Origin of the sequence: Hymenobacter sublimis, from assembly GCF_023101345.1 — a bacterium.
Lineage (GTDB): Bacteria > Bacteroidota > Bacteroidia > Cytophagales > Hymenobacteraceae > Hymenobacter > Hymenobacter sublimis.
The window spans coordinates 2,794,873-2,808,813 of the sequence record NZ_CP095848.1 but is presented as its reverse complement, the minus strand read 5'-3'; the positions used below and the strand labels follow the sequence as shown (position 1 = coordinate 2,808,813).

The 13,941-nt window shown below is 57.4% G+C and carries 18 protein-coding genes; 7 read left to right on the top strand and 11 right to left on the bottom strand.

Annotated elements, in window-relative coordinates:
• Window positions 1-36: 36 nt before the first annotated feature.
• Window positions 37-990 (bottom strand): hypothetical protein, encoded by a 954-nt coding sequence (locus MWH26_RS11695; RefSeq protein ID WP_247974431.1) that lies wholly within the window; start codon window positions 988-990, stop codon window positions 37-39.
• A gap of 298 nt (window positions 991-1,288) precedes the next feature.
• Here MWH26_RS11695 and MWH26_RS11690 point away from each other — a divergent pair, with 298 nt between their 5' ends.
• Window positions 1,289-2,749, top strand: a complete 1,461-nt coding sequence (locus MWH26_RS11690; RefSeq protein ID WP_247974430.1) for a M48 family metalloprotease — start codon at window positions 1,289-1,291, stop codon at window positions 2,747-2,749.
• Between the two features lie 66 nt (window positions 2,750-2,815).
• Here the strand turns inward: MWH26_RS11690 and MWH26_RS11685 are convergent, their stop codons facing one another.
• The 4 genes from MWH26_RS11685 to MWH26_RS11670 form a co-directional block, all read right to left on the bottom strand.
• The gene (locus tag MWH26_RS11685) at window positions 2,816-3,409 is read right to left on the bottom strand and encodes a hypothetical protein (protein ID WP_247974429.1); all 594 of its coding nucleotides are present in this window, start codon (window positions 3,407-3,409) and stop codon (window positions 2,816-2,818) included.
• Between the two features lie 71 nt (window positions 3,410-3,480).
• Window positions 3,481-3,690 (bottom strand): alkylphosphonate utilization protein, encoded by a 210-nt coding sequence (locus MWH26_RS11680; RefSeq protein WP_247974428.1) that lies wholly within the window; start codon window positions 3,688-3,690, stop codon window positions 3,481-3,483.
• 72 nt (window positions 3,691-3,762) lie between these two features.
• Window positions 3,763-4,860 carry a redox-regulated ATPase YchF gene (gene ychF, locus MWH26_RS11675; RefSeq protein WP_247974427.1) on the bottom strand — a complete coding sequence of 366 codons (1,098 nt, stop codon included), beginning with the start codon at window positions 4,858-4,860 and terminating at the stop codon, window positions 3,763-3,765.
• A 275-nt stretch (window positions 4,861-5,135) separates the two neighbouring features.
• Window positions 5,136-5,489: a DUF3276 family protein gene (locus MWH26_RS11670; RefSeq protein WP_247974426.1), complete on the bottom strand. Its 354-nt coding sequence runs from the start codon at window positions 5,487-5,489 to the stop codon at window positions 5,136-5,138.
• Between the two features lie 456 nt (window positions 5,490-5,945).
• On the opposite strand from MWH26_RS11670, the gene MWH26_RS11665 reads away from it, so the two are divergent.
• The 3 genes from MWH26_RS11665 to MWH26_RS11655 are packed head-to-tail and all read left to right on the top strand — an operon-like array spanning window position 5,946 to window position 7,370.
• Window positions 5,946-6,866 (top strand): DUF58 domain-containing protein, encoded by a 921-nt coding sequence (locus MWH26_RS11665; protein WP_247974425.1) that lies wholly within the window; start codon window positions 5,946-5,948, stop codon window positions 6,864-6,866.
• A 15-nt stretch (window positions 6,867-6,881) separates the two neighbouring features.
• Window positions 6,882-7,139: a hypothetical protein gene (locus MWH26_RS11660; protein WP_247974424.1), complete on the top strand. Its 258-nt coding sequence runs from the start codon at window positions 6,882-6,884 to the stop codon at window positions 7,137-7,139.
• Window positions 7,140-7,160: 21 nt separating this feature from the next.
• Entirely contained in the window at window positions 7,161-7,370 is a 210-nt protein-coding gene (locus MWH26_RS11655; RefSeq protein ID WP_244696787.1) for a hypothetical protein, read from the top strand.
• A gap of 3 nt (window positions 7,371-7,373) precedes the next feature.
• Here the strand turns inward: MWH26_RS11655 and MWH26_RS11650 are convergent, their stop codons facing one another.
• From MWH26_RS11650 to MWH26_RS11640, 3 genes are all read right to left on the bottom strand, one after another.
• Window positions 7,374-8,012 (bottom strand): DNA-3-methyladenine glycosylase family protein, encoded by a 639-nt coding sequence (locus MWH26_RS11650; RefSeq protein ID WP_247974423.1) that lies wholly within the window; start codon window positions 8,010-8,012, stop codon window positions 7,374-7,376.
• 24 nt (window positions 8,013-8,036) lie between these two features.
• A complete protein-coding gene (locus tag MWH26_RS11645; protein WP_247974422.1) occupies window positions 8,037-8,702 on the bottom strand; it encodes a metallophosphoesterase in 666 nt (221 codons plus the stop codon).
• A gap of 175 nt (window positions 8,703-8,877) precedes the next feature.
• Window positions 8,878-9,903: a threonine aldolase family protein gene (locus MWH26_RS11640; RefSeq protein ID WP_247974421.1), complete on the bottom strand. Its 1,026-nt coding sequence runs from the start codon at window positions 9,901-9,903 to the stop codon at window positions 8,878-8,880.
• Window positions 9,904-10,004: 101 nt separating this feature from the next.
• Here MWH26_RS11640 and MWH26_RS11635 point away from each other — a divergent pair, with 101 nt between their 5' ends.
• Complete coding sequence (locus MWH26_RS11635) at window positions 10,005-10,175, top strand: hypothetical protein (protein ID WP_244696784.1); 171 nt, start codon at window positions 10,005-10,007, stop codon at window positions 10,173-10,175.
• Between the two features lie 169 nt (window positions 10,176-10,344).
• Here MWH26_RS11635 and MWH26_RS11630 read toward each other — a convergent pair whose 3' ends face one another.
• On the bottom strand, window positions 10,345-10,839 hold the full coding sequence (locus tag MWH26_RS11630; RefSeq protein WP_247974420.1) for a metallophosphoesterase family protein: 495 nt from the start codon (window positions 10,837-10,839) through the stop codon (window positions 10,345-10,347).
• A 202-nt stretch (window positions 10,840-11,041) separates the two neighbouring features.
• Between MWH26_RS11630 and MWH26_RS11625 the strand changes: the two genes are divergently transcribed.
• On the top strand, window positions 11,042-11,743 hold the full coding sequence (locus MWH26_RS11625) for an NUDIX hydrolase (protein ID WP_244696783.1): 702 nt from the start codon (window positions 11,042-11,044) through the stop codon (window positions 11,741-11,743).
• Window positions 11,744-11,772: 29 nt separating this feature from the next.
• Window positions 11,773-12,252 (top strand): hypothetical protein, encoded by a 480-nt coding sequence (locus MWH26_RS11620; protein ID WP_247974419.1) that lies wholly within the window; start codon window positions 11,773-11,775, stop codon window positions 12,250-12,252.
• 78 nt (window positions 12,253-12,330) lie between these two features.
• Here MWH26_RS11620 and coaD read toward each other — a convergent pair whose 3' ends face one another.
• Entirely contained in the window at window positions 12,331-12,795 is a 465-nt protein-coding gene (gene coaD, locus MWH26_RS11615; protein ID WP_247974418.1) for a pantetheine-phosphate adenylyltransferase, read from the bottom strand.
• A gap of 220 nt (window positions 12,796-13,015) precedes the next feature.
• Complete coding sequence (locus MWH26_RS11610) at window positions 13,016-13,891, bottom strand: DUF3822 family protein (RefSeq protein WP_244696781.1); 876 nt, start codon at window positions 13,889-13,891, stop codon at window positions 13,016-13,018.
• Between the last annotated feature and the right edge of the window lie 50 nt (window positions 13,892-13,941).

Here is a 13,941-nt window from a genome sequence, read left to right as displayed (position 1 = left end):
GCGCCGCGCTTTTCGTAAGAGGCGTAGGTCTGAGGGTTAAGGATGGTTTTGGCGTACTACCGTCACATTCGCGCGGCCGTCTTGCACTACCGTGCTGCTCTGCCCGGAAAGGCCTTGGTACGTGCGAGCATCGTTCCCGAAACCGCTCTGTTGTTGAATAGCCAAGCTGTTGAAGCTGTCTTGGTCAATGTAGGCTTTGTTTCCGCCACTAGACCCGTTCAGCCCCTGCGTTTGATAAGCCCGGTTGTCGGAGCCGGTTTGCTCGATAGTGGCCTCATTGCGGGAGTCGCTGCCTTGGTATTGCTCGGCTGTATTGCGGTTGCCGAACTGGGTAGCAGTAGCTAGGTTATCAGCGGAAAGTTGCTTTTGCGATAAGCGATTATTGTTACCGAGTTGAACGCCGGTGGCCGTATTGCCAAGGTTGCTCTGCTCCTGGTAGCTCTGGTTTCGGTTGCCGGTAGAACTAATGGTGGCTCGGTTGCCGAAAGCCCCCTGTATCTGCTGCGCAGTATTATCATTACCGATTTGCAGCACGGTAGCATAGTTGCCTCTTCCTAACTGGTCCTGTACAGACGCGTTGCGGTTGCCCACTTGGGTTGTTGTGGCGTCAACACTTCCTACCTGAATTTGGGAGGCCCGATTGTCATTACCCATCTGCGAGGCCGTTGCCTGACTACCCAGGAAGTTGCCGGAACCTCGTTGAGACTGCGCAATGGCGTTTCGATTTCCGAGCTGGGTAGCCGTGGCCTGGGCATACCGGTCATCCTGCGTCTGGCTGATGTCGTTTCGATTCCCGGTCTGCGTGGCGGTGGCATCGTTTGAGTAGCCTACTTGACCGACCGTAATTGCGTTTTGGCTACCGTTCTGCGTGTCGGTGGCGGTGTTCTCGTCGCCGATTTGTTGCACGGTAGTGCGGTTGTTTTGAGCGTACGCAGTGCCGCTTAGCAAAAGTCCTAGCGCCCACGCCGATGCTTGTACGGTCTTCTTCATAAGGAAAGGATATGAGAGGTGAGGAATGTATGATGTAAGTAGTAAAATAATATTAAATATTGAAATAGTTTAATAAATATTTATTTCCAGGGCCCAATACTCATCGCACAGCTAAAGGAGCCGCAAACGGTAGTCCGAAGCAGTGGCAGATTGATGTTGATTGGGGGTAGATATACTGGGTAGTCAAAACCGGCACAGAATTAGCCTCGTGGGTAGGAGCACCGTAACCTTCGGGCCCTTGAGCCTCGTTGCAGGCCTATTCCGCCCTTCGGTACCATCACTTAGCTCTCTTCCTCCCATGCAACCCACTCTCACCTCTGTTCTGCACGCCAGTGCCACGCTGGCTTTGTTACTGCCGCTGAGCGGCTCACAGCCCGCTCCGGTTGCTGCAGTTGTTCCAGCCGCCCGTCCGGTACTGCCCGTGCAAGGTGCCCAACCCGACCCCTCCGTGGTGGCCCAATTTGGTCTGCTCAACGACTCCAAGCTCCAGAGCTACATTGATAGCAAAGGCATGCAGATGGGCAAGATTTCCGACCGCCCCGCCGATGTGAAAGGCTTTACCATCGTCGATTCGCCTATTATCAACGCCTTTGCTACCCCCGATGGCCACGTGTACTTTACGCGTGGCATTATGGCGCACTTCAACAACGAGGCCCAATTCAGCGGGGTGCTCGGCCACGAAATTGGCCACATCACGGCCCGCCACGGCCAGAAGCAGCAAACCCGCTCTACCATTGCCAACGGGGCACTTATTCTGGGTTCCATCCTCTCCAAGCGGGTAGCTTCCATTGCTCAGCCCGCCTCGCAGGTAGTGGGCCTGGGCCTATTGAAGTATGGCCGCGACGATGAAAACGAGTCGGATAAGCTGGGCGTGAAGTACTCCAGCAAAATTGGCTACGATCCAGCTTCTATGGCCGATTTCTTCCTGACTCTGCAGCGCACCGAGCAGAGCAGTGGTGCCGCTACCATTCCCACCTTCCTGTCGTCGCACCCCAACTCTGCTGACCGCTACACGAACGTGAAAAAGCTAGCCCAACAGGCTGAGCAGCAGGCCGGTCGCCAACTAGCCGTGAACCGCGACCAGTACCTGCGCATGATTGAGGGCCTGCCCTACGGCGACAATCCGCGCGAAGGCTACGTGGAAAACAGCGTGTTCTACCACCCCGATCTGAAATTCCAGTTTCCGGTACCCCAGGGCTGGAAGTCGCAGAACTCGCCCAGCCAGTTTCAGATGGCCGAGCCCAGCGGCAAGGCCGTTATTGTGCTGTTGCCCGCTGGCACTGGTACCCTTGATGCCGCCGCGCAAAGCCTTGCCCAGCAACTAAAGCTGCAGAACGCCCAAGCGAGCCGCACCACCATCAACGGCTTCCCGGCCGCTGTTATCCAAGGCGACCAGGTGGGGCAGGACCAGCAAACTGGCCAGCAGGGCATCACGGCCCGCACCCTGACTTTCATCATCCAGGACGGCCAAAACCTGTACGCTTTCGTGGGCCTAACTTCGCCTGCTGCCTTCGAAACCTACGCCCCGCAGTTCCAGCGCACGGCCCAGGGCTACCGCCGCCTTACCGATGCCGCCAAGCTTAACCGCCAGCCCGAGCGAGTACGCATCAAAACCGCCAAAGCCGGTCAAACGTTGGCTTCTGCTCTAGCCGCCAACGGAATTCCCTCCAAACGCTATGAGGAACTGGCCATCCTCAACGGCATGAAAACCACTGATAAAATGACAGCTGGAATGTTGTTTAAGGTGGTAGGAAGGTAGAAGTGTAGTTCAAACCACTGACCCGCTGCTTGTCCTTACTTGAGGAATGAGCAGCGGGTCTTGTTATTATGAACCCCTGAGTAGGGCTGATTTCTGTAGAGTAAGTAGAACAGTAAGATTAATTTGTAAGTCAGCGTACCGCATACGTTCAAAAGACCTATTGCCGAACGTGGGAATATTGTAGCCCATAGTCAACTTAAACGGCCGCCCTGCAATGCCTATTTCTGGCCTAATCTTCAGATTGCCACCAGTGAAATCAGTGTAATAAATAGTATTCAGCCCACATCCCATGAACCAGACGCTAGCCCAGGCACTTGCTTTAAAGCCTATGATGGGATGTCGACGCAACTCGAATTCTGTTGAGAGACCATAAGCCAAAACTGGATCTGGATGGCGCAAATCGTCAGTAGATAACATACGATACACCCCAATCTCTAGCAATCGTCGGTTGATGGTTTGTTGGTCTTCTCGGGAACTGCCTTGGAAATTGATTCCTGCCGCAAGCTTGTATAGTTGCACCTGCTGAGCTACTGCTGTTTGAGACAGTGAACTGCTTTCTGATTTAACCTGTGCCAGCGCTAGCAAAGGAGCGTGAAAAAGAAATAGCAGTAAACAGCAGTGTATATAGTTCATAGCGTCTTGGCTGATATGTATCAGCATATAAATCAAAGCGCCCCGGTCGAATGGTTCGACCGGGGCGCTCAAGGTACTGAGCAGCCGTAGAAGCCGTGTTATGCCTTCTTTATGAACTCCGTTTTGATAACCAACATACTGCCCCCGGCTTTGCCTTCAACCTCGCTGGGGCTGTTGGTGAGGCGAATGTTCTTGACCACAGTGCCGCGCTTCAGCGCCTGCGCCATGCCTTTCACCTTTAGGTCCTTGGTAATGGTAACGGAGTCGCCCTCGATGAGCAAGTTGCCGTTGCTGTCTTTTACTTCCATCGGAGGGGTAGGCTTATCACCTGAGAGTCGAACAGAATCCGTGTAATTCGGAAAATCCGTCTAAATCCGTGATTAAACGTTGAAGCGGAAGTGCATGATGTCGCCGTCCTGCACCACGTAGTCCTTGCCTTCCACGGCCATTTTACCGGCTTCCTTAATTTTCACTTCGGTCTTGTACTCCTGGTAGTCAGCCAGCTTAATCACCTCGGCCCGGATGAAACCCTTCTCGAAGTCGGAGTGGATGACGCCGGCGGCCTGGGGCGCTTTATCGCCGCGGTGGATGGTCCAGGCGCGTACTTCCTGCACACCCGCCGTGAAGTAGGTAATCAGGTTGAGCAGCGAGTAGGAGGCGCGAATCAGGCGGTTTAGGCCCGACTCGGTGAGGCCATACTCGGCCAAAAACATTTCCTTTTCCTCGGGGTCTTCCATTTCCGCAATCTGCGACTCAATGGCGGCCGATACCAGCACCACTTCGGCGCCTTCCTGGGCTACGTGGGCCCGCAAAGCGGCCGTGTGGGCATTGCCGCCCTGAATGCTACCTTCGTCCACGTTGGCCACGTAAATCACCGGCTTGATGGTGAGCAGCTGTAGGTCGGCTACTGCTTCCAACTCCTCGGGGGTAACCTGCACGGCGCGGGCGTTCTGGCCGGCTTCCAGGGCATCTTTGAAGCGCTGCAGGGCCACTACCTCTTTCTTGGCTAGGGCGTCGCCGCTTTTGGCCGAGCGCTCTGCTTTTGCCAGCTTCTTGTCTACGCTCTCCAGGTCCTTGATCTGCAATTCGGTGTCAATGACATCCTTGTCGAAGACGGGGTCTACGCCGCCAGCTACGTGCACAATGTTGGGGTCGTCGAAGCAGCGTACCACGTGAATGATGGCGTCTACCTCCCGAATGTTGGCCAGGAACTTGTTGCCCAGGCCTTCGCCCTTGGAGGCACCCTTCACCAGGCCCGCAATGTCCACGAACTCAATGATGGTAGGCAGCACGCGCTTGGGGTTTACCAGCTGCTCCAGAATCTGGAGGCGCTCATCGGGCACGGTAATGACGCCCACGTTCGGCTCAATGGTGCAGAAAGGGTAGTTGGCCGACTCGGCCTTGGCGTTAGAAAGAGCGTTGAACAGCGTGGATTTGCCCACGTTCGGCAGGCCGACGATACCGCAGCGGAGACCCATATGACGGTGAAATAGTGAGTTAGTGAGATGGTGAGTTGGGCCCAGGGCGCAATTCGTGGCGCAAAGGTACGGGGCTTTTTCCAAGGAAAGCACGGCTGGTTAAGCCAGCCGGCCCGGAACCTAGTGCCCGCCCCGTAAAGCCGACTGGATACTTGCCGTTCAGCTGGCCCTGAAGCCAAAACGGCGCGCCCAGGCTGAAGCCGGACGCGCCGTGTGGTAGGAAGCAGAAAAAAATCAGGTAGTAATGCGTGTTTCGCTAGGCTTCCGGATAAGGGTTAGTATGTCTCGTCGGTGGCGCGGGCCGTGTAGCCACCGTCGCGGCCTTCGTTGTCGTAGGCGGGGCGGGGGCGGTCCAGTTCGGCTACTTCTTCGGGGGTCAGCAGCTCCTCGCGCACATAGTCCACGGCGTCCTGCAGGGCATCCACGAACTTGAGGAAGTCTTCCTTATAGAGGAAAATCTTGTGCTTTTCGTAAGAGAACGTATCGTCGTCGCGCAGGCGACGCTTGCTCTCCGTAATGGTCAGATAGTAGTCCTGGCCGCGGGTGGCTTTCACGTCGAAAAAGTACGTGCGCTTACCTGCTTTAATGCGTTGGGAGTAAATTTCTTCCTGGTCGTGACGGTCTTCCACAGTTCCTTCCGGTAAAGTTTTGTTATTCCAAGATTATTGAAGTTCAGCGCAAAATACGTGCTTTCAGCTAGATATAAAAATTTGAAGTCCAGCTTTTTCATTTTCCCAGGCATTCATCCCAAAAATACGGCTTTAAGCAAAATATAAGGGTTATAAGGCCTGTTAGCCCTGGTTGCAGATGGCTGGTATAAAAGCAAGATAAATATCTACACATCACTATATAAAAAATGATCCTGCTGCTTCCTGTTTGATCAGCCTGTTATGCAGGAAAGCGTCCCTAGTCCTGGGTTTTTAAGTGGTTCCTTGCCCTGGCAAAGGCCATTATGGGAGCGGCCTCACCGAACCGGTGGGAGCTGGCAACTGTTGCGGCTGCAAGGGGCCGTATCAGCGGGTTTCCTTTGGTTTCCTTGTACCTTGGTGCGGGCCTCCGTCCCAAGAAAACCACCTCTGCCCGTTATGCCTCAAGCTCTCGACTTAGCCGCCGTTCGCTCGTTTGAAAATCTGGAGTTTCTGGCTCGCCAGCTGGTGGAGGGCTTTATCACGGGCCTGCACCAGTCGCCCTACCACGGGTTTTCGGTAGAGTTTTCGGAGCACCGCCTCTACAACCCCGGGGAAAGCACCCGCCACCTCGACTGGAAAGTGTTTGCCCGCACCGATAAGCTGTTTGTGAAGCGCTATGAGGAGGAAACCAACCTGCGCTGCCACCTGCTGCTCGATGTAAGCCCGAGCATGTACTACCCGGCTCCCACCCACGATAAGCTGCGGTTTTCAGTGCTTTGCGCGGCGGCCATTACTACGCTGCTGCAAAAGCAGCGCGACGCTGTGGGCCTCGTCACCTTCGCCGACCAGGTAGAGCTGCAAACGCCCGTGCGCTCTACCAGCACGCACCGTCACACCCTGCTCCTGACCTTGCAGCAACTGCTGGAGCGCCCCGCTACCCCCGGCCGCGCCCGCACCGATGTGTCGGGTGTGATTCATACCATTGCCCAGCAAATCCCGAAACGCTCCCTAGTCGTGCTGTTTTCGGATATGCTGGGCCGGGCCCCGGAGGAGCAAACCGAGACGCTGGCCGCCCTGCAGCACCTACGCCACCAGCACCACGAGGTGCTCCTGTTCCACGTCATGGACCGCGCCACCGAGGCTGATTTCAACTTCCAGGACCGGCCCTACCTTTTCGAGGACCTGGAAACCGGGCAAACCGTGAAACTGCAGCCCAGCCAGATTCGGGAACAGTACCAGACCACCATGCGCCAGTACGAGCACGAGCTAGCCCTGCGCTGTGGGCAGTACAAGATTGATTTCGTGCCGGTTGATATCCGCGAGCCGTTTGATAAGGTGCTGTACGCCTACCTGGTGAAGCGCGGCAAGGTGCGGTAAGTAGCTGCTAAGCTCATGGAACTGTGGTATTGCCGGGTATGCGGCCTTGATTACGACGAGTCGCCGTGGGGGCCCGATGGGCACTCACCGGATTACAGCACCTGCGCGTGTTGCGGGGTAGTGTTTGGCTACGATGATTACACCCCCAATTCGGCCCGGGGGTACCGCGCCCAGTGGCTGGCGGCCGGCGCGGTGTGGTTTTACCCGAACATGAAGCCGCAAAACTGGCAGATGAACACGCAACTGCAGCAGGTGCCCGCCCGCTACCACTAGGCTTCTGCGTACTTTTGCCCCATGGAATTGCTTAACCTGCTGTTTTTTGCCCTGCCTGTCTGCCTGCTGTCGGCGGTAATGACCGTTTACATTGCGCACATGTATGGCCGGCGGTTTTGGCCGTGGCTGCTGTTTGGGTTCTTTGTGCCCTTCATTTCCACCTTTATAGCCATTGGGCTGGGCATTTGGGATGCCCGCCGCAACGAGCGGAACGGCAACACCGGGGAGTAGCGCCTACCCCGGCTGGTTATCCAAGGATTGCCAGAGGTACTTGCTGGCCAGCGTGCGGTAGGGGCGCCAGGGCTCGGCTACTTCCAGCATCCGTTTGAGCAGGGCCCGGCCGGTTTCCGGCAGGCCGTAGTGCCGGCGCATGGCATTCTGAATGCCCAAATCACCCTCGGGAAATACGTCGGGCTGATCCAGGGCAAACATCTGCAGCATTTGGGCGGTCCAGCGACCTACCCCTTTAATCTGGGTAAGGTGGCGCGTAAACTCTTCCTCCGACAGCTGGCTGAGGTGGGCGTGGTCGAGCTGGTCCTGCTGGGCGAAATCGGCAATGGCCCGCAGGTAGCCTGCTTTCTGACGCGAGATGCCCGCCGCCCGCAGGTCTTCATCGGTGAGCAGAAGCAGAGCGGCCGGCGCCGGGTAGCCATCGGGCGGAAACAAGGCCTGTACTTTGCGCCAAATGGCAGCGGCCGCTTTCGTGGAAATCTGCTGGCTGACAATGGCTCGTAGCAACGCCAGGTACAAATCCTCGTGGGCGGAAGCCGCAATAGGACGACCCTGCCGGATAAGCGCGGCCAGTACCGGGTCGGCCTGGGTTAGGTGAAGCAAGGCAGGGTTAGCAGGAAGGGGCAAGGCGCTAGCAGACATGGGCAAGGAACAGCAGGGGAGAGGTTAAGCCAAAACAATATCCAGCAGTGAAGTCGGAATCAATACTTCCCCCAGTACTTCGCCGCTGAAGGACACGCGCAGGCCGCTGAGGTTATGGCCGAAGCAAGCTCCCGTATCGATGTTAAACACGTTGGCCGCCGCATTAAACGTTGGGACGCCCGCCGGGGTAGGCGTGTGCCCTACCACCTGGCGCCGGCCCATGTTGCGCAGGGGCCCGCGCCGCCAGAGTACCCCATCCATATCTTCTGGGTCCAGGGGAGTTGGCGTATCGGCAAAACCGGCGTGGCTGATGAGCAGGTGGTCATTCTCCCAGGTGAAGGGCCGCTGCTGAAGCCAGGCCAAATGCTGGTGCAGCAGCTCGCGCCGGCCCTGGTACTGCTGCACGGTGGCCCGTCCGCCCCAGCCCAACCAGGGCGGGTTGGGGCCGTCGGGCCCGAAGTGCTTCAGCATTTCGTACTCGTGGTTGCCCAGCAGAAACACCGTGCGGCCCGGGTGCCGGGCCTCCAGCTCAATAGCCAGCTGCACGCATTCGGGTGCAAATCGGCCCCGATCCACTAGGTCGCCGGTTTGCACCAGCAGCTCCTGCGCCGGCCGCCAGTGCCCCAGCAATTCCCGAAACGTATGGTAGCAGCCGTGCACGTCTCCAATAACGAAAAGGGAAGGATTCATGGGAAAGAGGTAGGTCGAGAGCAGGGGCAGGAGCCGAAAGATACGCGGCGGCCCCCTGAAGCGCCAGCTTATGCCGGCTGCGGGGTAGGAAATCCGCCCGGGTAGGGCCTGAGGCCTGACGCCTCCGGGCCTACTCGGGCGGATTTATTTCTTACGGGTACGAAGCAACGCGGGGCTACATAGCTGCCAGCACCGCTTCTACGCGGCTGATCATGGCGTCGTCAATATCCAGGTGGGTTACAAACCGAATCATTTGGGGCCCAAAGGAGGTAGCCCGAATGCCCTGCTGCTCTAGCCGGGCCAGGAACTGCTCGGCGGGGGTAGCTTCCTGGAGGCGGAAGATGACCAAGTTGGTTTCCACGGGCAGCACTTCCGCCACGTAGCTTTGGGCCGCTAGGGTAGCACCCAACTGCCGGGCGCGGCGGTGGTCGTCGGTGAGGCGCTCCACGTTGTGTTCTAGGGCATACAGGCCCGCGGCGGCAATGTAGCCAGCTTGGCGCATGCCCCCGCCCATCACCTTGCGAATGCGCTTGGTTTTCTGGATAAACGCCTGGCTGCCCAAAAGCACGGAACCCACCGGCGCCCCCAGGCCCTTGCTTAAGCACACCGAAATGGTATCGAAAATGCGGCCATATTCCTGGGCTGGCTGGCCGGTGGCTGCCAGGGCGTTGAAGATGCGCGCTCCATCGAGGTGGAGCGGAATCTGGTGGCGGCGGGCTACTTCGGCAATGCTTTCTAGTTCCCCCAGTCCGTAGCAGCTACCCCCGCCGCGGTTGTGGGTGTTTTCCAGCGAAATGAGGCTAGTAGTGGGGTAATGCACATTCACGGGGCGGATGGCGGCCTCTACCTGGGCGGCGGTCAGGCGGCCGCGGTTGCCCGGCAGCAGAGCCACCGAAGCGCCCGAATGGAAAGCAATGCCGCCTACTTCCCACAGATAAATGTGCGAGTTCTGCTCGCAGATTACCTCCGATAGGGGCTCGGTGTGGGCCTTAATAGCAATTTGGTTGGTCATGGTGCCGGAGGGGCAGAACAAGCCGGCTTCCAGCCCGAAATGGGCGGCGGCCTCCTGCTCCAGGGCCCGCACAGTGGGGTCCTCCTCGTACACATCGTCGCCCACGCGGGCCCGGAACATGGCCTCCAGCATAGACGGAGTGGGGCGCGTCACGGTATCGGAGCGCAGGTCAATCACAGAATCATTCATGGGTTAGGATAGGAAGGAAAAGCGGGAAAGGTTTCCCGGTTTCAAATTTAGTCGTTACTTTTGCCCCTCATTTAGTAGAAGACCTAAACCGACCCGGAAAAATGACCGTTACCCGTCTGAAGCGGAAGCACCGCAAGAACATTGCCCGCGCCAACAACAAGCAGCGCATCATTAAGCAATTGCTCCTCACGCCCGTTCTGAAGAACGTGGACCTCGACGAGCTGAAGGCCCGCTTCACCAAGAGCGACGCTACGACCGAAGCCGCCGCTTAGTCCGGACTTTGCGTCTGGTGCACCTACCCCGGTGTCGGTGGGTATCAAACCAGAATTCTCAAAAGCGCCTTTTCCTGCGGGAAGAGGCGCTTTTTTAATTGGTGGAAAGTGCATAGGTAGTCGTACGAGAGCTGCGCAAGGGAAAGGCCGGAGTCAAGTTAGCAAGGTGTTATTTAGGTCCCAGTTCCACCACTTGCAGCTGCTGCACCCGGCCCTCGGCTACGGCAAAGCGTAGCAGCGTGCGCACCTTGTGGAAGCCGTGGCGACCGGCTGCGCCCGGGTTAAGGTGCAGCAAACCCAGCTTCGGGTCGGGCATTACTTTAAGAATGTGGGAGTGGCCGCTAATAAAGAGGCCGGGGCGCTCCTGCTGCACCAGGGGCCGGGCAGCGGGGCTGTAGTGGCCGGGGTAACCGCCAATGTGGGTCATGAGCACCCGCAGGCCTTCCAGCTCGAAATTCTGCACCAGCGGCTGAGTGTGGCGCACGTCGGAACCATCGATGTTGCCGTACACGCCGCGCAGGGGCGCTACTGCCGCCAGAGCTTCGGCTACTTCTGCCGTACCAAAATCACCGGCGTGCCAGATTTCGTCGCACTCCTGCAAGTGGTGCAGAATCCGCTCGTCCAGGTAGCTGTGCGTGTCAGAAAGCAGACCAATTTTCTTCATACCGACGAAGGTAGTAGGCGCGGGGCAGGTTTCCTGCCGGCTGGTGCAGCTGCTTTATTTCGTAGCGGCGCAGCTTTATACAACACAACCGCGGACATCCCGTATCTTGCCCGACCCCGGAGGCTTTCGTTTCCGGGGAAATATGCTGTGTTTTGCAGCAACCCGCCTGAGTCCCCTTTTCGCCCCTCCAGATTACCCCGCGATGAACGTTTTCATCAACGATATTCCGCTGATTATCAAGAAGAACAGCGAGAAGATATACAAGCACAAGTACGACCTGATTTTAAATCCGGAAGATGAGTTCATCTCCAAGGATCTGATTGGGGATGTGCTCGTGCGCGACGTAACGGACGTGTTCGTGGACCGGTTGCTACGTCTGATGGAAGTAAAAAAGCTGAAAAAGCTAACTTCTCTTACCCTGCTGGCGCGCAAGAAAAAGCGTCTTATTCTGCATCTGAAAGATCAGTTTAAGATTGTGAAGGCGGCCGGTGGCCTGGTGGTGAAGGATGGTCAGATTCTGATGATCTACCGGCTAGGTAAGTGGGATTTGCCCAAGGGCAAGCTTAAAAAGGAGGAAGACCCCGCCCTGGGCGCCCTGCGCGAGGTGGAAGAGGAGTGCAACATCAAGGTGGAAATTGGGGAAGACCTACCCAGCACTTGGCACTCCTACGCTTACAATGGCAATAAAATCCTGAAGAAAACAAATTGGTACATCATGCGCTGCCTGGATGACTCCTTCATGAAGCCCCAGGCCGAGGAGTACATTGAGGAGGTGCGCTGGATGACTCCGCAGGACGCGCTGAACGTGCTCGATGAATCTTATGCCAGCATTGCGCTGGTAGTGCGCCATTACCTGAGTGAAACCGCGGGTCAGGCACCCGCCGACCACGAGTCCACTAAGTAGTATTTATTCGTTTAACGATGTTTGTGCCAATGCGCCCATTTCGTTACCTGCCGTTTGCGGTGCTGCTGGGAATGGCGGCCTGCACCGGCTCCCAAACCATTTCAGAACCCAATGACCCGAGCACGGGCAGCGTAGAGGCCGGCCGAAAGGCTGCCGTAGATGTACCGGCGCTGGTAGGCCGCAACATCGACCAGGTGCGCCGGGCGCTGGGTACCCCGCAAGAAGCTCGCGACCAAAAAGTAGGCGCCGAGCCCACGGCCGAACAAATGAAGTCGACGAAGGGCGAGGACTGGATCAATACGTTTGAGCGGAACGGTACGACCATCGTGGCCACGTTCCACGCCCGCACCCGCAAAGTGCGCGACCTAGTGCTGGTGGGCACGGATGAGGATGAAATTCTGCGTAACGGCAACCTCAGCCTAACGGCCACGGACTACATTGTGCTACCCGTTGTGAATCCCCAGAACAACCGCGCAATTGTGGGTATGCGCGTTGTAGCCCGGAAATAGCCCCAGACCGATTACAGTTCACGAAAAAGGCCGCCTCAACAATGTTGGGCGGCCTTTCTCATGGGTTCTTGTGGCGTGTTAGCCGGCCGCTGGCGGTAGCGGGAAGGGTACGAAATCATCGACGTTACCGCCGAAGCGGTGAATTTCGCGGATGATGGTACTGCTAATGGCCGCCAAGGGGGGAGAGGTAATCAGGAATACGGTTTCCAGGGCTGGGTTAACGTGGCGGTTGGCCTGGGCAATGGTGTTTTCGTACTCGAAGTCAGTGGTGTTGCGCAGGCCCCGGAGCAGGAACCGGGCACCTACCTCGCGGGCAAAATCGGCCGTTAGCCCCTTGTAGGCTTGCACTGACACCCGCGGCTCGTCCCGAAAAATCTCCTCAATTAGGCTAATCATCTGCTCTACGGGCAAGTAGCGCTGCTTGCTACTGTTGTTGCCGATGGCAATAATCACCTCATCAAACAAAGCCGTACCGCGCCGTACTACATCCAAATGACCGTTGGTGAAAGGATCAAAGGAGCCAGGAAACAAGGCAATTCGCATGACGCAGTGGTGAGATGGTGAACCTGTGAAATGATGGGTGAGTGACTTAGCGAGTTTGCAAAAGGCCTGTCATCCAGGGCGGAGTGAGGAAACTTTTCGCGAAAGCACAACGGGCGTAACAATGGCATGTACTGACGAGAGAAGGCCCCTCGCGCAAGATCCAGATGACGGATTTCTTACGGAACAAACGCGCCGTTTTACCAATTCGACATCTCACCCCTTAGCATAAGTGCAGGGCGTAGAGCTCGAAGTAGCGGTACTCAAAAACGTCGTTGAGGCGGTAGCTATAGCTCAGGTCGTAGGGGCGGTTGCCGAACCGGATGTTGCGAATGTACTTGCGTAGGATGGTAAAAAGCTCGGAATCGTGCATCAGGTCGCCCCACACCGTCACCAAGTCCTGGTCGGGGTTGAGCTGCAGCTCCTGCATTACCAGAATGGTGTAGTAAATAAGGTCCTCGGGGGTGCTAAAGGGAAAGACGTTGCAGAATTCCGGCTGCTTGTCGCGCATGGCTACCAGCGTAACTTCCTGGTGGCCAATGCTCAGGTAGATGCGCCGGGCGCTACCCTGCTCGTTCTGGTGGGCTATGCCTTCCAGCAGCGTGCTGGTGTGGTGCACCAACCGGCCCTCGGGGTAGGTAGCCCGAAACCATTCGGCCAGGCCCCGCTCCGCCGCAAACACGCTGCTGATTTCCAGGCCCGTGTGGGTGTAGCAATGAACGGACTCCCGCTGTGGGTCCGTGGCGTGGTGCAGGCGCAGATAAGCGGCCTCGTCGCCGGGGCGGAAAAGGGAAGCCGGCAGCAACGTAAAATGCCGGTTCTGAACGGCTAGCAGCACCCGGTTCCAGCCGGTGCGGCCTACCAACTCGTGCTCGGCGGCCAGGGCTTGCGCCTGCGTGGCTAGGGAGCTAGCACTGTCCGGAGCCGCATAATCTTCCAGGGCCACGAACTTATTGCGGCGCACATCGGCCACGCCCACGCGCAGGCCCGCCGCACCAGCAGTCAAGTAGAGGTTATAGGCCGATAGGTTGTCCAGGTCCAGTGTTTCGTCGTGCAAGCGGTGCAGGGCAACCGGGGGCATAAAGACGGTAGTGGACATAGGGGTAGGGCAAGAAGTGGGCACGAACAGAAACAATTGTCCGCTAAAGG

What these genes read in the sequence shown, in the direction of transcription:
- MWH26_RS11695 (WP_247974431.1), bottom strand. Translation starts at nt 990, where the DNA reads ATGAAGAAGACCGTACAAGCATCGGCGTGGGCGCTAGGACTTTTGCTA.
- MWH26_RS11690 (WP_247974430.1), top strand. Translation starts at nt 1,289, where the DNA reads ATGCAACCCACTCTCACCTCTGTTCTGCACGCCAGTGCCACGCTGGCT.
- MWH26_RS11685 (WP_247974429.1), bottom strand. Translation starts at nt 3,409, where the DNA reads ATGCTGATACATATCAGCCAAGACGCTATGAACTATATACACTGCTGT.
- MWH26_RS11680 (WP_247974428.1), bottom strand. Translation starts at nt 3,690, where the DNA reads ATGGAAGTAAAAGACAGCAACGGCAACTTGCTCATCGAGGGCGACTCC.
- ychF (WP_247974427.1), bottom strand. Translation starts at nt 4,860, where the DNA reads ATGGGTCTCCGCTGCGGTATCGTCGGCCTGCCGAACGTGGGCAAATCC.
- MWH26_RS11665 (WP_247974425.1), top strand. Translation starts at nt 5,946, where the DNA reads ATGCCTCAAGCTCTCGACTTAGCCGCCGTTCGCTCGTTTGAAAATCTG.
- MWH26_RS11660 (WP_247974424.1), top strand. Translation starts at nt 6,882, where the DNA reads ATGGAACTGTGGTATTGCCGGGTATGCGGCCTTGATTACGACGAGTCG.
- MWH26_RS11655 (WP_244696787.1), top strand. Translation starts at nt 7,161, where the DNA reads ATGGAATTGCTTAACCTGCTGTTTTTTGCCCTGCCTGTCTGCCTGCTG.
- MWH26_RS11650 (WP_247974423.1), bottom strand. Translation starts at nt 8,012, where the DNA reads ATGTCTGCTAGCGCCTTGCCCCTTCCTGCTAACCCTGCCTTGCTTCAC.
- MWH26_RS11645 (WP_247974422.1), bottom strand. Translation starts at nt 8,702, where the DNA reads ATGAATCCTTCCCTTTTCGTTATTGGAGACGTGCACGGCTGCTACCAT.
- MWH26_RS11640 (WP_247974421.1), bottom strand. Translation starts at nt 9,903, where the DNA reads ATGAATGATTCTGTGATTGACCTGCGCTCCGATACCGTGACGCGCCCC.
- MWH26_RS11635 (WP_244696784.1), top strand. Translation starts at nt 10,005, where the DNA reads ATGACCGTTACCCGTCTGAAGCGGAAGCACCGCAAGAACATTGCCCGC.
- MWH26_RS11630 (WP_247974420.1), bottom strand. Translation starts at nt 10,839, where the DNA reads ATGAAGAAAATTGGTCTGCTTTCTGACACGCACAGCTACCTGGACGAG.
- MWH26_RS11625 (WP_244696783.1), top strand. Translation starts at nt 11,042, where the DNA reads ATGAACGTTTTCATCAACGATATTCCGCTGATTATCAAGAAGAACAGC.
- MWH26_RS11620 (WP_247974419.1), top strand. Translation starts at nt 11,773, where the DNA reads ATGCGCCCATTTCGTTACCTGCCGTTTGCGGTGCTGCTGGGAATGGCG.
- coaD (WP_247974418.1), bottom strand. Translation starts at nt 12,795, where the DNA reads ATGCGAATTGCCTTGTTTCCTGGCTCCTTTGATCCTTTCACCAACGGT.
- MWH26_RS11610 (WP_244696781.1), bottom strand. Translation starts at nt 13,891, where the DNA reads ATGTCCACTACCGTCTTTATGCCCCCGGTTGCCCTGCACCGCTTGCAC.